The following is a 16595-nucleotide window of genomic DNA, read 5'->3' on the forward strand; positions in this document are numbered from 1 at the left end:
GGTTCAAACGCCAGCTTGTGATTGACGATTGCGAATACGGGACCGAATTCGATGAAGCACTTTTTCAACCGCAGGGAAACGATCGTCACCGAGGCGCTGGATGGCCTGTTGCGGACCATCGGCTCAGGCGATCTTGCGCGCCTCGACGGCTATCCCGAGATCAAGGTCGTGCTGCGCGCCGACTGGGACAAGTCGAAGGTCAGCGTCGTTTCCGGCGGCGGCGCCGGGCACGAGCCATCGCATGCGGGCTTTGTCGGCAAGGGCATGTTGACGGCGGCGGTCTCCGGCGAGATCTTCGCCTCGCCGAGCGTCGAGGCGGTGCTGGCGGCCATCCGCGCCGTCACCGGGCCGGCCGGCTGCCTGCTGATCGTCAAGAACTACACCGGCGACCGTCTCAATTTCGGTCTGGCGGCCGAGAAGGCGCGCGCCGAAGGCTTTCGCGTCGAGATGGTGATCGTTGCCGACGACATCGCGCTGCCCGACATTGCCCAGCCGCGCGGCGTCGCCGGCACGTTGTTCGTGCACAAGATCGCTGGACACCTGTCGGAGTCGGGCCAGGATCTCGCAACCGTTGCAGAGGCGGCGCGGGCGGCTGCGAAGGACATCGTTTCGCTCGGCATGTCGCTGTCGTCCTGCTCCATTCCCGGCCAGCCGCATGAGGACAGGTTCGGCGAAAACGATGGCGAGCTTGGCCTCGGCATTCACGGCGAGCCGGGTGTCGAGCGCATCGCGGTGCAAAGCGCCGACCGGCTGGTGGCGATCATGGCGGAGCGCCTGGCGGTGCGGCTCGACCCGAAGGAAAGCTATGCCTTGCTGATCAACAATCTCGGCTCCGTGCCGCCACTCGAAATGTCTGTCATCGCCAATGCGGTGCTTGCCTCGCCACTCGGCAAAGCCGTCAAACTGACCGTCGGTCCCGGACCGCTGATGACGGCACTCAACATGAACGGCTTCTCGCTGTCGCTGATCCGGCTCGACGCCGCACGTGAGACAGCCCTGTTGGCCCCGGTCGGCCCGCATGCCTGGATGCCGGCCAAGCCGGCCGCAGCGCCTGCTGTCGTGCCTATGGCGAAAGCAGCCGGACAAAGCGCTGCGTACAAGGCCAGCCAGGATGCCGGCACCAGGCGCGTGATCGTCACGGTCTGCGAAAGGCTGATTTCGCTCGAAGCCACATTGAACGGGCTCGACGCCAAGGCGGGCGACGGCGACACCGGCTCGACGGTGGCGACCGGCGCGCGCAGCATCCTCGAGCGTCTCGATAGTCTGCCGCTTGCGGATCCCGCGGCAACTCTTGGGGCAATAGGTGACGTGCTGAGCGCATCGATGGGCGGCTCCAGCGGGGTGCTGCTGTCGATCTTCTTCACCGCGGCGGCGCAGGCTCTGGATGGCGGCGCCGATGTGGCCAAGGCGCTGCTTGCCGGCCTCGAGCGGATGACCTTTTATGGCGGCGCACAGCTTGGCGACCGCACGATGGTCGATGCCCTGGAGCCAGCCCTGAAAGCGCTCGACGCCAATGGGCTGGAAGAAGCAGCGGCGGCGGCCCGGCGCGGCGCGGAGACAACGGCGGCCATGGCGAAGGCGAAGGCCGGACGGTCCGCCTATGTCGGCAGCCAGTTGCAGGGCGTGGCCGATCCCGGCGCCCATGCCGTGGCCGAGGTGTTCGCGGCCGCCGCGACGCTGCTTGTCGCGGCCTGACACATGCACCCGTTGCCGAATGACCGTTCTTTCGCTACTGCCGTCAAGGTGGAAACCGGGAGTCTGGGCGACATGGCGGCGTTGAACCTTGCCAGGCTGATCGCGGCTGCTGCCGATACGATTGCCGCTCACGCCGAGGAATTGACGGCGCTCGACCAGGCGATCGGCGACGGCGACCACGGGCTGAACATGAAGCGCGGCTTCGAGGCCGTGCGGGCCGAGGCCGATGCGTTCGCCGCCAAGCCGCTGCCCGACGCGCTCAAGGCGATCGGCACCAAGCTGGTGATGACGGTGGGCGGCGCGTCCGGCCCCCTGTTCGGAACATTGTTCATGGCGCTGGGCAAGGAGATTTCGGCGGAGCCCGATCGCGCCAATCTGACGGCTGCCTTCGGCAGAGCGATCGAAGCGGTGGCGGCGCGGGGCAAGTCGCAAGTTGGCCAAAAAACCATGCTCGATGTGCTGCAGCCGGTGCATGATGCATTGGCCGGGGGAAAGACGGCGGCCGAGATAACCGACATCGCCGACGCTGCGGCCGAGGCGACCGTGCCGATGAAGGCTCAGCGTGGCCGCGCCTCTTTCCTCGGCGACCGCTCGATCGGCCATATGGATCCCGGCGCGCGCTCGACGGCGCTGCTGGTGCGCACTGTGGGACAGGCGATCGGGGAAAGCGCATGAGCAATGTCGGGATCGTGATCGTGTCGCATTCGCCGCTGGTCGCGGAGGGCACGGCCGACATGGTGCGCCAGATGGTGGGCGACGAAGTGCCGCTTGCATGGTGCGGCGGAAACGGCCATGGCGGGCTCGGCACCAATGTCGAGGCTATCATGGGCGCCATCGACAAAGCCTGGTCGGAAGCCGGCGTCGCCATATTGGTCGATCTCGGCGGCGCCGAGACCAACTCGGAAATGGCGGTGGAAATGATCGGCGAACCCCGCGCGCAGAAGATCATCGTCTGCAATGCGCCGATCGTCGAAGGCGCGGTGATGGCCGCGACCGAGGCGTCCGGCGGCGCCTCGCTTCGGGAGGTGGTGGCGACGGCGCATGAATTGTCGCCGTCGTGAGCGAACGGGAATTTTGAAAGACATGTCCGCAGCCGCCGAAGCGACCGTCCTGATCACCCACGATGTGGGCTTGCATGCGCGTCCTTCGGTGAAATTCACCAAGCTCGCCAAGACGTTTGCTGCCGACGTGGAAATAGCGCTCGCCGCCAACGGGCCGTGGTTCGACGCCAAGAGCATCGTCAAGGTGATGGCGGCCAAGGCGCCGAAGGGCACGGTGCTGCACATCAGGGCCCGCGGTGACGGCGCCAATGATGCCGTCGACGCGCTGGTCGAGCTGGTGCGGCGCGATTTCGACGAGGGTGCCGGTCATGTCCGGTCGGCGTGAGGCCGGCCCACGTATGCGTCGACCCGCGGGGATGCGGGCCATGCGGATTGAGGGTGTACCGGCCTCGGCCGGCTATGCCGAGGGGCCGCTGTTCGAGCTCGACCGGCCGCCGGCTGTCTACGCCAGCAAAGCCACTCCCGAGGAAGAGAAAACGTCACTGAGGGAGGCGATCGGCAAGGCGGTGAGCCGGCTCATGGCCATGGTCGAAACCGCCGACAGCGACGCCGCCGGCGTACTCGAATTCCACATCGCCATGCTGGAAGACGATGCGCTGAGCGGACCAGCTTTCGCGTCGATCGATTCCGGACGTACCGCCGATGCGGCCTGGCGGCAGGCACTCGACGGCGAGATCGCCGGCTATGAAGCCTCCGACCAGGATTATTTCCGCGCCCGCGCCGGAGACCTGCGAGACATCAGGGACCAGGTCCTGCATGCCCTGACCGACGACGGTGGCAGCGCAGCCCCGGCCGGCGCCATTCTCTATGGCGAGGACATCGCGCCGACGCGTTTTCTCGAAACCGATTGGAGCAGCGGCGGCGGCATCGCGCTGAGGGCGGGCAGCACCGCCAGCCATGTCGCCATGCTGGCACGCTCACGCGGCGTGCCGATGGTCGTGAGCCTACGCGAACCACCCGCCGGTCTCGCCGGCATGGCGCTGCTCGACGCCGAGCACGGCAATATCGTGCTGGCGCCCTCACCGGCGGAGATCGGCTCATTCCGGCAGTCGTCGTCTTCCTTCGCGGCGCGACAGGGCAAGGCGCAAACCTTTCTGGCAAGGCCGGCGCTGACCAAAGCCGGCACGGCGGTACGCGTCCAGGTCAACATCGCCGATCCGTCGGATGTCGACGCAATCGACATCGCGACCTGTGACGGCGTCGGGCTGATGCGCACGGAATTCCTGTTCGGCAAGACGTTGCCGGACGAGGAGACGCAGTACCGCGTCTATCGCAAGGTGCTGGAATGGGCCGGCGACAAGCCAGTGACGATCCGCACCGTCGATGCCGGCGGCGACAAGCCGGTGCCGGGCTTCACCGTCGAGGAAGGCAACCCATTCCTCGGCCTGCGCGGGATCAGGCTGTCGCTGGCGCGGCTCGATATCTTCCGTGTTCAGATCAGGGCATTGCTGCGCGCCGCGCCACACGGCAATCTCAGGGTCATGTTTCCGATGATCGCCACGGCCGAAGAGTATGAGCGCGCAGCCGCCTTGTTCACTGAGGAACAGGCAGCCCTCACCGCGCGCGGCACAGCGCAGCGGATGCCGCCGCTCGGCATCATGGTCGAAGTGCCGTCGGTGGCCATCGCGCCGGAGGCCTTCGCCAACGCGGCCTTCTTCTCGATCGGCTCCAACGATTTGACGCAATATGTGATGGCGGCGGCGCGCGACAATGCCGCGGTCGCGCATCTCAATTCGGTCCGCCATCCCGCGGTGCTGCGGCTGATCGGCTCGGTCACCGCCTTCGGACGGGACAATGGTATTCCCGTCAGCCTATGCGGCGATGCCGGCGGCGATCCCACCTTGATCCCGGCGCTGCTCGAGGCCGGCCTGCGCGATCTATCCGTCGCACCGGCGCAACTCGCCATGGCCAAGGCGGCCATCGCGGACATTTCGGTGTAGGCGTGGCAGGCATGGTCGACAAGACGCCCGAACCCGGTTCCGAAGAAGCGATCCGAGCCTACAAGACGATCCTGTCGCATGTCATCGACCAGCGGCCGTCCGGCATGCGCCAGCGTCTCGCCGACGCGCTCGGCAAGCACCGCAGCTTCGTCACGCAAATCTCCAGCCCGACCTATTCGATCCCGATTCCGTCAAAACATTTGCCGGCAATTTTCTCCGTCTGCCATTTCAGCCCGGCCGAGCGCGATCAGTTCCTCGCCGCCTACCATCAGGCGCATCCGGGGAAAATGTCGGTCGCGGCTGGCATGCGCAAGACGCGGCATGTTTCGCTTGTCGTGCCGGATTTCGGCGACGACAAACAGAATGCCGCGCTCGACAGGGCGGTCAACGACTTCATCCAGAAGATCACCAGCATCACCGGCAAGGGTGGCGGCTGACCATTCTTGCCGGACTGTTTGGGAGGACGCCATGAAGAAATTTATGAATTCGGTGGACACGGTGCTGACCGAGAGCCTCGACGGTTTCGTCGCCGCCCATGCCGATATCCTGACGCTTGGCGAGGAGCACAAATTCATCCGTCGCAGAACCCTGCGGCCAGGCAAGGTGGCGCTGATCTCCGGCGGCGGGTCCGGCCACGAGCCGCTGCATGGCGGCTTTGTCGGCCATGGCATGCTGGACGCCGCCTGCCCCGGCCAGGTGTTCACCTCGCCGACGCCTGACCAGATGCTGGCGGCAGCGCAAGCCGTCGACACCGGCGCCGGTTGCCTGTTCATCGTCAAGAACTATGAGGGCGACGTGATGAACTTCGACATGGCGGCGGAAATGTCCGATGGCATCCTGCAGGTGGTGACCAATGACGACGTCGCCGTCGAGAATTCATCCTACACCACCGGCCGGCGCGGCGTCGCCGGCACGCTGGTGGTCGAAAAGATCGTCGGCGCGGCGGCCGAGCATGACATGGCGTTGCCGGCGTTGAAGGTGCTTGGCGAGCGCGTCAACGCCGCGACCCGCTCGATGGGCGTGGCGCTGACCAGCGGCACGGTGCCAGCGGCCGGCAAGCCGACCTTCGACATCGGCGACGGCGAGATGGAGTTTGGCGTCGGCATCCATGGCGAACCCGGCCGCCGGCGCGATACGTTGAAGAGCGCTGACGCCATCGCCGAGGAAATCTGCGCCGCGATCCTCGGGGATCTCGGCGACAAGGCAAAAGGCCCGGCGTTGCTGTTCGTCAACGGCTTCGGCGGCACGCCGCTGATGGAACTCTATCTGATGTACAACAGCGCGCGTCGTATCTTCGAGAAGCACGGCGTGACGATTACCCGCTCGCTGGTCGGCACCTATGTCACCTCGCTCGACATGGCCGGCTGCTCTGTCACGCTGACCATGCTCGATGACGAGATGACCGGCTGGTGGGACGCGCCTGTCCATACGGCGGCATTGCGCTGGGGCATGTAGGGCTGGCTTCCACAGCGCTTTTCTGCAACCATCCTGGGCCATCCACTTGGCGCCCTGGGCTGATGCTGCCATTCCTCAACTCCGCCGAAGAAAAACTGCTGCTGCGCTTCGCCGATCCGGAGGCCGCGGCAGTCGAGGACGATTTGTCGGCAAAGGCTTTGTCGGCACTGCTCGACAACGCGGAGTTTCATGGCGTTCTGCCGATCATGCTGCGCAAGCTCCATGAACGTGGCAACGCGCATCTGACATCGGATGCGAACGTGCAGAGCAAACTTCACGAGTTGCGCCAGAAAGCGCCGATCGCCACCGGCCAATCGATGCTGCTGAATTACCATGGCGGCCGCATCATGAAGGTGCTCGCCGCCGAGGGCATTCCGGCGCGGATCGTCAAGGGACCGGTCTTTGCGGGAAAGCTCTATCGCCACGTCACCGACAGGCCGTTCACCGACATCGACATCCTCGTCGAGCCCGCCAACCTTGCGCGGGCAAACCGGGTGATCGCTTCATGCGGCTTCGAGCTCGGCAGCAACGAGGCCGAATCCTACCAGCTGCAGGAATTCAAATGGCTGGAAAAGGGGAATTCGAGCCTGCTGGTCGAACTGCATGGCGACCTCGTGCACGACACCGGCATGCGGCGACGCCTGTCGTTGGGTTTCCGGGAATTGCAGGTCATCGATGGAGAGGCGATAGACACCCCTGCCGCGCTGTTGACGATCGCCATCGTGCATGCCGCCGGCGGCCACAAATTCCACCGGTTGCAGCTCTGTGTCGATGTGCTGCAGGGCGTGCGGGCACTGCAGTCACCCGATGCGGAAGCCCGCCTGCTCGACGCCGCCCGCATGACCGGCATCGAACTCGAACTGGCGATCGTGCTCAATGTGACCGGCGAGCTGTTCGGCGAGCGCCGTGCGCTTGAACTCGCCGGCCGCATCAAGCCCGACCTTTCGATAAGGCTGGCCAAACGGCTGATCACCACGAACACGCTGCTCAGGGTCAATTCCAGGGAAAAGATCGGCTCACGCCTGCGCCGTGATGCCTTCCGCTGGATCCAGCGGCTGGCCAAGGCCAGGCCATACCCAGCCTGAAGCTCCGGCTCAGTCCTGCCTGGCCAATATGGCATTTATCAGCGCCGCGGCGTCGGCCGGGCGAGCACCCACTTCCAGCGTGAAGGTCGGCACCGACGAGACCAGCTTGCCGATCGTCGCCAGCCGGCGTTTCTGCAGCGGCAGCAGGCCGGTCATGCCGGTGCGGACATTGTCCATCGCCAGCGCCACCATCGCGTCGGTGCGGGCCATGGCGACGAGCCGCGTCTGCCTGTCGGCGGAGCGCGCCAGGTGCAGGAGGGCGGCCACGGGTCGGGCCACCGGGCTTTCGATCCGCACGATCTCGCTCAACCGCTCCAGCGAGACGGCCTGTTCGCCGTTGCGGTCCCAGGAGGGGCCAAGGCATGGCGCCACCTGCGGGATCATTTCGGCGGTTATCTGGTGGATCTTGACGTGCCGCGGCAGACCCCAGGCCACCGGCTTGCCTGAAGTCAGATCCAGGATCATGGCGTCGTCGGAGCAGAGGCCAAAGCCTTGCGTTGCCAGCGCCAGCGACGTGGTGGTCTTGCCGGTGCCGCTCGGCGCATGGATCAGCACGACGGCATCGCGGCCCGGCAATGTCAGGCCGGCCGTGTGCAGCATATGCTGGCCGCCGGCGTCGAGGGCGGCGTCCAGAACCAGCATCGATGGCGTCCATGCGGCTTTCGTGCCGGGCCGAATCCGGAGTTTGGCCCAAGCCTCCTCGTCATTGATGGCCACGGTCTGACGTCCGGGAAAGACGAGGTGGATCGTGGCACCATCGGCGATCATCCGGCAGTGGCCATCCTCCGGTATCTCGCCGTCGAAGACGAGCGAACCGCCGGGGGTCTCGTCCAGAACGTCCGCCTCGGTGATATCAAGACGAAAGCCCGGCTCGACGGGATCCGTGATGCGCAGGACGCCCAGCATCCTGTCGAAATCCTCCCATAGGTCGGGGCGTTCGGCCGATATGCCGAGGATCTGGCCATTGAGGCCATAGCAGGCAGAGCGCATGGTCAAGCGACGCGCACCTTTGTGGGGTCGGCATTGTGACGATAGATCTCCACCATGCCAGGAAGGCGATCGCTGACGACCGGCCTGCCATCAAGACAAACCCAGCAATGCGCCGACAGATGCGGCGCCTGCAGCGACTTCGGATCGACGCCGAAGCGCAGTTCTGGATCGAAGCCGGCGAGACGCAGGAAGCGATGGCCGAGCAGCCCCTCGCGCAGGCATCTGCGGTCGCGCATCAGCCAGGGATGGCGGACGGTGCGGCTGACCCTGGCGACGATGTAGGCGACCGGCAGACCGCGATAGGGTGTCGACGAGGCCAACGGCGCCCATTTCAGCACCTGCTCGAAGCTGCGGTTTGCAATGAGGATCGGCATCAGCCGCGCGCTTGCCCAGAGATGGCATCGAAACAGGGCACGCAGGAGCGGACCGGCGGCCATCACGCACCTAGCTCCATCACGCACCTACCTCCATCACGCAGCTGGGGCCGCGAGGATGCCTTCCGAGACCAGTTCGGTGGCCAGCGCCGCCATGTCTTCGTCCAACGTGCCCTTGTCGACCTCGAACTCCTCGCAAAGCAGGCCGACGATCTGATCGAGACTGCGCGCGCCGTCGACCTTGTCGAGAAAGGCTTCGGTCGTGCCGTTGCATGTATAGAGCTGGCCGCTGCGCGCCAGAAGCACGACAGCACCGTCGCCGACATGCTGGACCGAAGCGTCCTCGGCCAGCCGCAGAACCGTTCCAGAGGCAATTTCCATCACCAACCCCCACCAAGCCACAAGAACCCCGAAATGAGATAGCGCGGCGGTGGGGCGCTGTCTATCGGCCGGCGGGGGATGGGCTCATGCGCCTTGCGTCCGCGACAGATCCCCTGCCGGCTGCAAAATGCATCCACCACTGTTCCCAGCCGAAATCATCCCAGAAATAGTCGCCGGCGCGACGCCGCAGACAAGGGAGTTGGCCGGCGGGGCCGTTGCTTTTCTTCCCCTGAGTAAGGTAAGGACTCCCGGGGTTTTGGGGAGATAGCGTATGCGTTACAATTGGGAGCGGGCTCCGACGACTTTCGAACGTCATCGAAGAGCCCTGGCGGCAGCCATTTTGATCTTCGGCGGTGTAGGCTTCATGCTTGTGACATTGCCGATCTAGAGTGATCGGCATTTTGTCCGAACACCGTTTGTCAGACGGCCACCCACCGACCTTCAGCGGGGCTGCCCGGTCACGGCGATGAAACGGCGGTCACGCCCTTCAAAACCCTGGCTGAAGCGTTGCACGAGCACAACGATCACCGCCGGTTTGCCGACAGGGGTGAATTCATAGGATTCCGACAGGCTGTAGGAGGTCGGGCAATTCCTCGACCCGGGCACGGCCTTGTCTTCGTGCAGGGTCTTGAACGGCTTGCCGTCTTGCCCTTGCAAGGCCAGCCGGAAACCGAGCGCCTTGCCTGTTTTGTCACCTTGAAGAGCTTGGTCGCCGTGCTGCGTGTCATTGAAACTCGCTGAGCAATCGATCGCACTGTCGGCCAGGATCTCATCGAGCCGGATGGTTGAAACTTCGGTCTCGTCATAGAGCGGCGAAAGCCATTTCTGCGACACCTGCTCAAGACGCGAAATGTCGTTGTAGCCGACGATCTCGCCGGGAAAGGTGAACTGGTCGGACGCTGTTTGCGTGCCGCGCGATGCAATAGCGTACTTCGCCAGGATAGGTGCCGCCTTGGCAGCCGCTTGCGCCCTGGCCTGTTCCAGGGTCAGTGTCGACTCTTCGGTTTCGTCGACGACGAGAATGGGCTTGCCACCAACGAACTGATCGGTGCGGGTGTCGATGATGTCGATTTCCGAGTAGCCTGAGTCCGACGCGCCGGCGTCGAGCGTTCCATACTGCTCGAAGGCGAAATAGGCGCCATCGGCCGAGAAGCCGATGATGCGCCGTGCCGCGGCATCCCCGGCGCGGGCGACGCCGGCCGAGACCATGATCGCCGTACCGATCGCCAGCGTAATCAGCGGCCACGCCGCGATCGACCACCTATGGCGCATTCGTTCGCATCCTCCCCGCCGATACGGCAGTTCACGACACCGTGCCTCCCCGGTCAAGCCAAGGAACGTCTCCGACGAAAATCAGGGAAGACAGCGCCGGAAAAAACAGCATAGGCTGTTTGCAAAGACGGCAAATCGTTCCTGGGGAGGTACGGATGGCTTCACGCTATCACGAGGTCTATGACGGCTGGAGACGCGACCCGGAAAAATTCTGGGCGGACGCGGCCAGCGCCATCGACTGGTATTCGCCCTGGGACAAGGTGTTCGATGCCACCGCCGGCGTCTACGGCCGCTGGTTCACCGGCGCGACCTGCAACACCTGCTACAACGCCATAGACCGGCATGTCGCCGGCGGGCGCGCCGACCAGATCGCGCTGATCCACGACAGCGCCATCACCGGAACGGTGAAAAAGTTCACCTATGCCGAACTCAAGCGCGAAGTGGTGGCGTTGACCTCGGTGCTGAAGAACCGTGGCGTCGGCAAGGGCGACCGCGTCATCATCTATATGCCGATGGTGGCGGAGGCGGCCATCGCCATGCTCGCCTGCGCCCGGATCGGTGCCGTGCATTCGGTCGTGTTCGGCGGCTTTGCCTCGCATGAATTGGCCACCCGCATCGACGACGCCAGGCCCAAGCTGATCATATCGGCCTCTTGCGGACTCGAGCCGGGCCGCATCGTTGCCTACAAGCCGCTGCTCGACAAGGCGATCGAGATGTCCCGCCACAAGCCGGAGGCCTGCCTGATCCTGAAGCGCGACCAGCTGCGCTGCGAGCTGAGGGACCATTTCGATATCGACTATGCCGATGCCGTTGCTCGCGAGCGGGCGGCCGGCGCCAATGTCGACTGCGTGCCGGTGCTCGCCACCGACCCGCTCTACATCATCTACACGTCAGGCACGACCGGCCAGCCCAAGGGCATCGTGCGCGACAATGGCGGCCACATGGTCGCGCTGAAATGGACGATGGAAAACGAGTTCGGCGTCAAGCCGGGCGAAGTGTTCTGGGCGGCATCCGATGTCGGCTGGGTGGTCGGCCATTCCTACATCGTCTACGGACCGCTGCTGCATGGCTGCACCAGCATCCTGTTCGAAGGCAAGCCGATCGGCACGCCCGATGCCGGCACCTATTGGCGGGTGATCGCGGAACACGGCGTGGTGGCGCTGTTCACCGCGCCGACCGCTTTTCGGGCGATCAAGGGCCAGGACCCCAAGGGCGAGTTCGTTGCCAAATACGACCTCTCCAAATTCCGCACGCTGTTCCTCGCCGGCGAGCGCGCCGACCCCGAAACCATCAAATGGGCGGAGCAGAAGCTCAACGTGCCGGTGGTCGACCATTGGTGGCAGACCGAGACCGGCTCGCCGATGACGATCAACCCGGCAGGCCTCGGCCTGCTGCCGGTGAAATACGGCTCGCCCGGCGTGCCGATGCCCGGCTATGACATACGCGTGCTCGACGATGCCGGCCACGAGGTGGCGCGCGGCACGCTGGGCAATGTGGTGGTCAAGCTGCCGCTGCCGGCGGGCTGCCTGCCAACGCTGTGGCACGCCGACCAGCGGTTCCGCCAAGCCTATCTCGACGAGTTCCCCGGCTTCTACAAGACTGCCGATGCCGGCATGATCGACGAGGACGGTTATCTCTATGTCATGGCCCGCACCGACGACATCATCAATGTCGCCGGCCACCGGCTGTCGACCGGCGCCATGGAAGAGGTGCTGGCCGCCCATCCCGATGTCGCCGAATGCGCTGTCGTCGGCATCGCCGACGCCATGAAGGGCCAAATTCCGCTCGGCTTCGTGGTGCTCAATGCCGGCGTCGCGCGTGACGGCGGCACCATCGAGAAGGAGGTCGTCGCGCTGGTACGCGAGCGCATCGGCCCGGTCGCCGCCTTCAAGACCGTGGTGACGATCAAGCGCTTGCCCAAGACGCGGTCAGGCAAGATCCTGCGCGGCACAATGCAGAAGATCGCCGACAAGGAGGAGTGGACCATGCCGGCGACCATCGACGACCCGGTCATCCTCGACGAGATCGCCGCCGCCATGAAGGAGCGGGGGATCGGGGTCTGAGGCCCGCCCGGGAGCGACAGCTATTGCCTGCCGACAGGCCTATGCCAATCGGCAAGCAATACTTTTATTGTGCAATGCAGCAACCCTCCCTACAGTGGCAGGCGGGGGGCCATCCGGCGGTTCGGTATGGCTCAGCAGAAAATTACATTTGGCGGCGTCGACATCCTGCGGTTTCTCGCCGCCGTGCTGGTCATGGTCTACCATTATGGCTTCTGGGTGTGGGCCTATCCCGACGGCATCTCGGCGCAGGCCACGGGCGGCGTTCCCCAGCAGCCGGCGATAGGCGCCTGGGTCGAGTCCGGCTGGGTCGGCGTCGAGATATTCTTCGTCATCAGTGGCTTCGTCATCGCCTTCAGCGCGGAGAATTCGACGCCGCTGCGGTTCTTCGAGGCGAGGGTCAAAAGGCTGGCGCCGGCGGTCTGGATCTGCGCGCCGGTCGCCGCCGTGCTGCTGCTCGCCATCGGCCTGAGCTGGCCAACCGATGCGGTGGTCAGGCTGGTCCGCACCGGCCTGTTCGCGCCTTATGGCCCGTGGGTGGACAGCGTCTACTGGACGCTCGGCATCGAGATCGCCTTCTACGCCATCGTCTGGGTGCTGCTGCGGCTCGGCCGCTTCCACCTTATGGAGGCGGTCGCCATCGCCATCGGCCTGGTCAGCACGCTGTTCTGGTGCCTCTACTACCCGCTCGGCTGGTCCGACTTCGCCGAAACGCGCTGGCTGCAGCTCGTCCTGGTGCATCATGGCTGCTTCTTCGCGGTGGGCGTGCTGCTCTGGCTGATGCGGTTCAAGGCACTGACGCCGTCGCGCCTTGGCTTCTGCCTGCTGTTCCTTGGCGGCGGCGTGCTGCAGATCGCCAGTTCGGTCGACGTTCACAGCATCAAGGTCGGGGCCGTGATGCCCTATGCGCCACCGATCCTGATCTTCCTCGTCGCCATCGCCCTGATGGCGTTGTCGCTGCGGCTTCAGCTCTCCTGGACTGGCTGGCGCCGCATCGGCCTGATGACCTACCCGCTCTATCTGATCCACGACGTCATCGGCGCGGCGATGCTTGGCTCCATGGTGCGCGCCGGATTGCCCTATCTCCTGTCGATGGTGACGGTCGCCGCGACCATGATCGCGGCAAGCTGGCTGGTGGCGACCGAGGCGGAACCGCGTGTCCGGCAGCTGCTCGACTACACCGTTTTCCGCTACCGGTTGAAGGCCGCGTAGGCGAGGACCGGTACGACGGCTAAGCATAATGCTTGGCCCTGCCGTCACTGCTCAAGAAATCAATGATGGCGTCGGGTAGCGTCACTGGCAAAGGCTTCGAATCCAAACGCAGCTTTGCGCTCACGCTCGCCAGCACCCAACCCGCTTCCATAGCCGGTCATGGAAAAAATCTCCAGACCGACGCGCCCGCCAACTGCAGAACGCTATAAGTCAATCATCAACCTAAAATGGAGATGCAATCAATGACTGAGAATAAGCGCGCGGCTCTCCAGAAAGCCTTTGAAAAGGGCCAACAATCCGCCCGCGAAGGACGATACGACAACAGGTACCCGTCGATCTCGCCCTATCATGATCGATACGATCAGGGTTTTGAGGTCGAGATGGAAACGATCTTCGATTGATGGAACGCGACGAGCTACCGTCGCGCCTCTCGCACTCTCCATCAACTTGCCGCCGACGAGTGCCTTCGCTTGTCCACCGAAGCATTCCTGGCATACTCGATGCCCGGCGAACATGCTGGCTTCAAGCAACGGCCTATCTCAGACCGTTGCCTTGGTGCGCACTTCGGACTTGTCGAGATAGTAGTTCGAGTACTTGTCGAAGAATTTCTCCGACGCCCCGAACGATCCGTATTTGGCCAGCCTCTTCAGGTCGACCTTGTTGAGCACCGCTCCGACGATCTTGTTGGCGACATAGGGTTCTGATTCCAGCATCGACCGCACCATGGCGCGCGGCGTGCGGCCCCATTCGGTGACCAGCACGAAGCCATCGACAAGCGGCGCGAAGGCCTTGGCGTCGACCACCGGCCCGAGCGGGGGCAGGTCGACGACGATATATTCGAAGGTCTCCTTGGCGTTCTCGATGAAGCGCCGCATTCCGGCCGAGGAGAGCAGCTCGCTGGTGTGCGAGAAATGCCCGCGTGATACGGCCGGGATGATCGCCAGCTTGGTCTGCCGGTCGATCTTGCCGACGGACTGCCAGGTCTGGCCATTCACCACCGCTTCCATCAAACCTTGCTCGGCCTCCATGCCGAGGCTGCGGCTGAGGCCCGGATTGCGCAGGTCGCCGTCGATCAGCAATGTCTTGGCGCCATTGGCGGCAAGCAGCCCGGCGAGATTGGCCGCGACCGTCGACTTGCCTTCGCCGGGAAGCACCGAGATGACGCCGATGACGCGGCTGCCTTGCCCTTCCATCACGACATCGAAGGCGATCTTGGCGCTGCGCAGCGTTTCGGAGAACATCGATGCCGGAGCGTCGATGCTCACCCGCATGCGCGCGCGCCTTTCGATGGCGGCCGGCGATCTGGCGACCTTGGCATCCAATTGACCGTCGACCGCTTTGTCCTCCTTGGTGACGGCCTTGCTGCCGATGGTCGGCAGGTAGCCGAGGAACTTGAGGCCCACGCGGTCGCGCACTTCCTCGCCGGTCCGGAAGAACCGCTCGTTGAATTCGTTGAGACCGCCGAAACCGGCGCCCATCAGCATGCCGAGCACGAGCGAAAGTCCAAGCACGATGATGGTGCGCGGGCTCGAGGCGGAGAGCGGCGTCGACGCGTCCGAGATGATGCGGATCTTGCCGACCGGGAAGGATTGCTGCTGCGCGGCTTCCTCGTAGCGGCCAAGAAAGGTCTGATAGAGCGTCGAGAGCGCCGTCGCCTTCTGGTCGAGGTCGCGTAGTTTGACCTGCGACTGGTTGTCGATGGAACTCTTGCCCTGTGCTGCCGCGACGTTGGCCCTGAGCGCGGTCTCACGCGCCTGCGCCACCTCATACTCGTTGCGATAGTTTTGGGTCAGCTGCTTCAGCTCGCCGAAAATCTGCGCCGAGATGTCGGCCTTTTCCTTGGCGAGCGCCACCGCTTGCGGGTGCTGGGCGCCGAAATTCGCCTCGACATCCTGCTGCCGCTTGGAGACCGCGAGATAGCGGGTCTTGAGTGCAGAGATGAGCGCACCGCTTGGCTGGTCGGACGATATGGCGGCATCCTTGAAGGCGTTTTCGGAGCCGCTATCGACGATCGACTTGTACTGCTGGTAGCGGGCGCTGGCGCGCGCCGTGTCGGCCTGGGCCACGATGAGCTGGGCGTTGAGGTCGGCGAGCTGCTTGTCGCTCATCAACTGGCCATCGCTGTTGGCCGACAGGCCGTGCTCGGCCCTGAATTTTTCGACCGCGAGCGATGCCTGTTGCGAACTTTCGCGCAGTTCCGTCAGCCGGCCCTGCAACCAGACCGCGGCGCGCTCGGTGGCATCGAAGCTGGCATCGAGCTGATCGGCAAGATAGGCGTCGGCATAGGCCTTGGTGATCGCGGTCGCCAGCCCCGGATCCGTCGCCTGGTAGCCAAGCGCGATGACGTAGCTTCGCCCGACACGGTCCGCCTGGATCTCATTCTGCAGCTTCAGGATCGCATAGTCGCGACGCGACGTGGCAATCAGTGCATCGCGAGCGGCGGGGGAGAGCTGGCTGACGTCGCCGACGCCCGGCATGACCGGGCTGGGGCGGACATACTGGATCAGCCCGCGGATGAGGCCGACGCCCTGGGCAAGCGCCGACTGGGGCGGGTTCATGAACGCATCGTTCTGGTCCAGCTTGAGCTTGTCGACGACCACCGCGGCAAGCCGTGTCGAGGTCAGTATCTCGATCTGGCTCAGAATGGCGCTATCGGTCTGCATGGTTGTGGACGCCGCCGAAATGTCATCGACGATCTTGTTCAGACCCTCGTCGATCAGCACGCTGGCGACCGACACATATTTGGGCGGCGTGGTCTGGATATAAAGCAAGCCCAGAAAAAGGCCGATGACCGCACACACGGCGACCACCTTGGCCTGCCGTGCGGCCATGCCAAGCAGCCGCTCGATGTCGATGAAGTCTTCGCCGTCTCCTGCATCCGAATTCGGCAATGGCATCCTCTTGTCGAGAGGAAAGTTGGCATAATTCATCGTCGGTCCAATTCCAGAGCCTGTTCCATCCCGATCATTGGGCTGGGCTCTATCTCTCTGTTTGAGCATGATCTTTTCCGAAAATCGGAACCGCTTTCCGGGATCATGCCTTGGCTGTCAGGCGCCTCGAAGATCGGAAG

General features: G+C 64.4%; 16 protein-coding genes. 10 read left to right on the forward strand and 6 right to left on the reverse strand.

The annotated features are described in order from the left end of the window. The first annotated feature begins 51 nt into the window (after positions 1 to 51). From MESOP_RS01055 to MESOP_RS01090, 8 genes are all read left to right on the forward strand, one after another. Complete coding sequence (locus tag MESOP_RS01055; protein WP_013891458.1) at positions 52 to 1695, forward strand: dihydroxyacetone kinase subunit DhaK; 1644 nt, start codon at positions 52 to 54, stop codon at positions 1693 to 1695. Positions 1696 to 1767: 72 nt separating this feature from the next. Beyond that, positions 1768 to 2370: a dihydroxyacetone kinase subunit DhaL gene (dhaL, locus tag MESOP_RS01060; protein ID WP_013891459.1), complete on the forward strand. Its 603-nt coding sequence runs from the start codon at positions 1768 to 1770 to the stop codon at positions 2368 to 2370. Beyond that, positions 2367 to 2756: a dihydroxyacetone kinase phosphoryl donor subunit DhaM gene (gene dhaM, locus MESOP_RS01065; protein WP_006325214.1), complete on the forward strand. Its 390-nt coding sequence runs from the start codon at positions 2367 to 2369 to the stop codon at positions 2754 to 2756. The genes dhaL and dhaM overlap by 4 nt, the downstream gene beginning before the upstream one ends. Before the next feature lie 22 nt (positions 2757 to 2778). After that, positions 2779 to 3081, forward strand: coding sequence for an HPr family phosphocarrier protein (locus MESOP_RS01070; protein WP_013891460.1), 303 nt, complete (start codon positions 2779 to 2781; stop codon positions 3079 to 3081). A 40-nt stretch (positions 3082 to 3121) separates the two neighbouring features. Further along, positions 3122 to 4696, forward strand: coding sequence for a phosphoenolpyruvate--protein phosphotransferase (gene ptsP, locus MESOP_RS01075; RefSeq protein WP_013891461.1), 1575 nt, complete (start codon positions 3122 to 3124; stop codon positions 4694 to 4696). An 11-nt stretch (positions 4697 to 4707) separates the two neighbouring features. Continuing rightward, positions 4708 to 5133, forward strand: coding sequence for a hypothetical protein (locus tag MESOP_RS01080; RefSeq protein ID WP_013891462.1), 426 nt, complete (start codon positions 4708 to 4710; stop codon positions 5131 to 5133). A gap of 31 nt (positions 5134 to 5164) precedes the next feature. Next, positions 5165 to 6151 (forward strand): dihydroxyacetone kinase subunit DhaK, encoded by a 987-nt coding sequence (gene dhaK / locus MESOP_RS01085; protein ID WP_013891463.1) that lies wholly within the window; start codon positions 5165 to 5167, stop codon positions 6149 to 6151. Between the two features lie 62 nt (positions 6152 to 6213). Continuing rightward, on the forward strand, positions 6214 to 7236 hold the full coding sequence (locus MESOP_RS01090) for a nucleotidyltransferase family protein (RefSeq protein WP_013891464.1): 1023 nt from the start codon (positions 6214 to 6216) through the stop codon (positions 7234 to 7236). Between the two features lie 9 nt (positions 7237 to 7245). Here MESOP_RS01090 and MESOP_RS01095 read toward each other — a convergent pair whose 3' ends face one another. The 4 genes from MESOP_RS01095 to MESOP_RS01110 all read right to left on the reverse strand — a co-directional run bounded on the left by MESOP_RS01095 (position 7246) and on the right by MESOP_RS01110 (position 10253). After that, entirely contained in the window at positions 7246 to 8226 is a 981-nt protein-coding gene (locus MESOP_RS01095; RefSeq protein WP_013891465.1) for a phosphoenolpyruvate carboxykinase (ATP), read from the reverse strand. Positions 8227 to 8228: 2 nt separating this feature from the next. After that, positions 8229 to 8663, reverse strand: a complete 435-nt coding sequence (locus tag MESOP_RS01100; RefSeq protein ID WP_013891466.1) for a lasso peptide biosynthesis B2 protein — start codon at positions 8661 to 8663, stop codon at positions 8229 to 8231. Positions 8664 to 8696: 33 nt separating this feature from the next. Next, positions 8697 to 8981, reverse strand: coding sequence for a PqqD family protein (locus MESOP_RS01105; RefSeq protein ID WP_013891467.1), 285 nt, complete (start codon positions 8979 to 8981; stop codon positions 8697 to 8699). A 441-nt stretch (positions 8982 to 9422) separates the two neighbouring features. Further along, positions 9423 to 10253, reverse strand: coding sequence for a DUF2259 domain-containing protein (locus MESOP_RS01110; RefSeq protein WP_013891468.1), 831 nt, complete (start codon positions 10251 to 10253; stop codon positions 9423 to 9425). 155 nt (positions 10254 to 10408) lie between these two features. Between MESOP_RS01110 and MESOP_RS01115 the strand changes: the two genes are divergently transcribed. Together MESOP_RS01115 and MESOP_RS01120 are read left to right on the forward strand one after the other, a co-directional pair. Beyond that, positions 10409 to 12316, forward strand: coding sequence for a propionyl-CoA synthetase (locus tag MESOP_RS01115; protein WP_013891469.1), 1908 nt, complete (start codon positions 10409 to 10411; stop codon positions 12314 to 12316). Between the two features lie 126 nt (positions 12317 to 12442). Further along, positions 12443 to 13525 (forward strand): acyltransferase family protein, encoded by a 1083-nt coding sequence (locus MESOP_RS01120; RefSeq protein WP_013891470.1) that lies wholly within the window; start codon positions 12443 to 12445, stop codon positions 13523 to 13525. Positions 13526 to 13764: 239 nt separating this feature from the next. On the opposite strand, the gene MESOP_RS35510 is transcribed toward MESOP_RS01120, so the two are convergent. Both MESOP_RS35510 and MESOP_RS01125 read right to left on the reverse strand, forming a co-directional pair. Next, positions 13765 to 14055: a hypothetical protein gene (locus tag MESOP_RS35510; protein ID WP_167313535.1), complete on the reverse strand. Its 291-nt coding sequence runs from the start codon at positions 14053 to 14055 to the stop codon at positions 13765 to 13767. 9 nt (positions 14056 to 14064) lie between these two features. After that, positions 14065 to 16455 carry a polysaccharide biosynthesis tyrosine autokinase gene (locus MESOP_RS01125; RefSeq protein WP_013891472.1) on the reverse strand — a complete coding sequence of 797 codons (2391 nt, stop codon included), beginning with the start codon at positions 16453 to 16455 and terminating at the stop codon, positions 14065 to 14067. Between the last annotated feature and the right edge of the window lie 140 nt (positions 16456 to 16595).

Source organism: Mesorhizobium opportunistum WSM2075, assembly GCF_000176035.2.
Lineage (GTDB): Bacteria > Pseudomonadota > Alphaproteobacteria > Rhizobiales > Rhizobiaceae > Mesorhizobium > Mesorhizobium opportunistum.

Excerpts from the sequence above, each read along its gene's own strand:
- MESOP_RS01055 (WP_013891458.1), top strand. The coding sequence starts at position 52 with ATGAAGCACTTTTTCAACCGCAGGGAAACGATCGTCACCGAGGCGCTG.
- dhaL (WP_013891459.1), top strand. The coding sequence starts at position 1,768 with ATGGCGGCGTTGAACCTTGCCAGGCTGATCGCGGCTGCTGCCGATACG.
- dhaM (WP_006325214.1), top strand. The coding sequence starts at position 2,367 with ATGAGCAATGTCGGGATCGTGATCGTGTCGCATTCGCCGCTGGTCGCG.
- MESOP_RS01070 (WP_013891460.1), top strand. The coding sequence starts at position 2,779 with ATGTCCGCAGCCGCCGAAGCGACCGTCCTGATCACCCACGATGTGGGC.
- ptsP (WP_013891461.1), top strand. The coding sequence starts at position 3,122 with ATGCGGATTGAGGGTGTACCGGCCTCGGCCGGCTATGCCGAGGGGCCG.
- MESOP_RS01080 (WP_013891462.1), top strand. The coding sequence starts at position 4,708 with ATGGTCGACAAGACGCCCGAACCCGGTTCCGAAGAAGCGATCCGAGCC.
- dhaK (WP_013891463.1), top strand. The coding sequence starts at position 5,165 with ATGAAGAAATTTATGAATTCGGTGGACACGGTGCTGACCGAGAGCCTC.
- MESOP_RS01090 (WP_013891464.1), top strand. The coding sequence starts at position 6,214 with ATGCTGCCATTCCTCAACTCCGCCGAAGAAAAACTGCTGCTGCGCTTC.
- MESOP_RS01095 (WP_013891465.1), bottom strand. The coding sequence starts at position 8,226 with ATGCGCTCTGCCTGCTATGGCCTCAATGGCCAGATCCTCGGCATATCG.
- MESOP_RS01100 (WP_013891466.1), bottom strand. The coding sequence starts at position 8,663 with ATGGCCGCCGGTCCGCTCCTGCGTGCCCTGTTTCGATGCCATCTCTGG.
- MESOP_RS01105 (WP_013891467.1), bottom strand. The coding sequence starts at position 8,981 with ATGGAAATTGCCTCTGGAACGGTTCTGCGGCTGGCCGAGGACGCTTCG.
- MESOP_RS01110 (WP_013891468.1), bottom strand. The coding sequence starts at position 10,253 with ATGCGCCATAGGTGGTCGATCGCGGCGTGGCCGCTGATTACGCTGGCG.
- MESOP_RS01115 (WP_013891469.1), top strand. The coding sequence starts at position 10,409 with ATGGCTTCACGCTATCACGAGGTCTATGACGGCTGGAGACGCGACCCG.
- MESOP_RS01120 (WP_013891470.1), top strand. The coding sequence starts at position 12,443 with ATGGCTCAGCAGAAAATTACATTTGGCGGCGTCGACATCCTGCGGTTT.
- MESOP_RS01125 (WP_013891472.1), bottom strand. The coding sequence starts at position 16,455 with ATGAATTATGCCAACTTTCCTCTCGACAAGAGGATGCCATTGCCGAAT.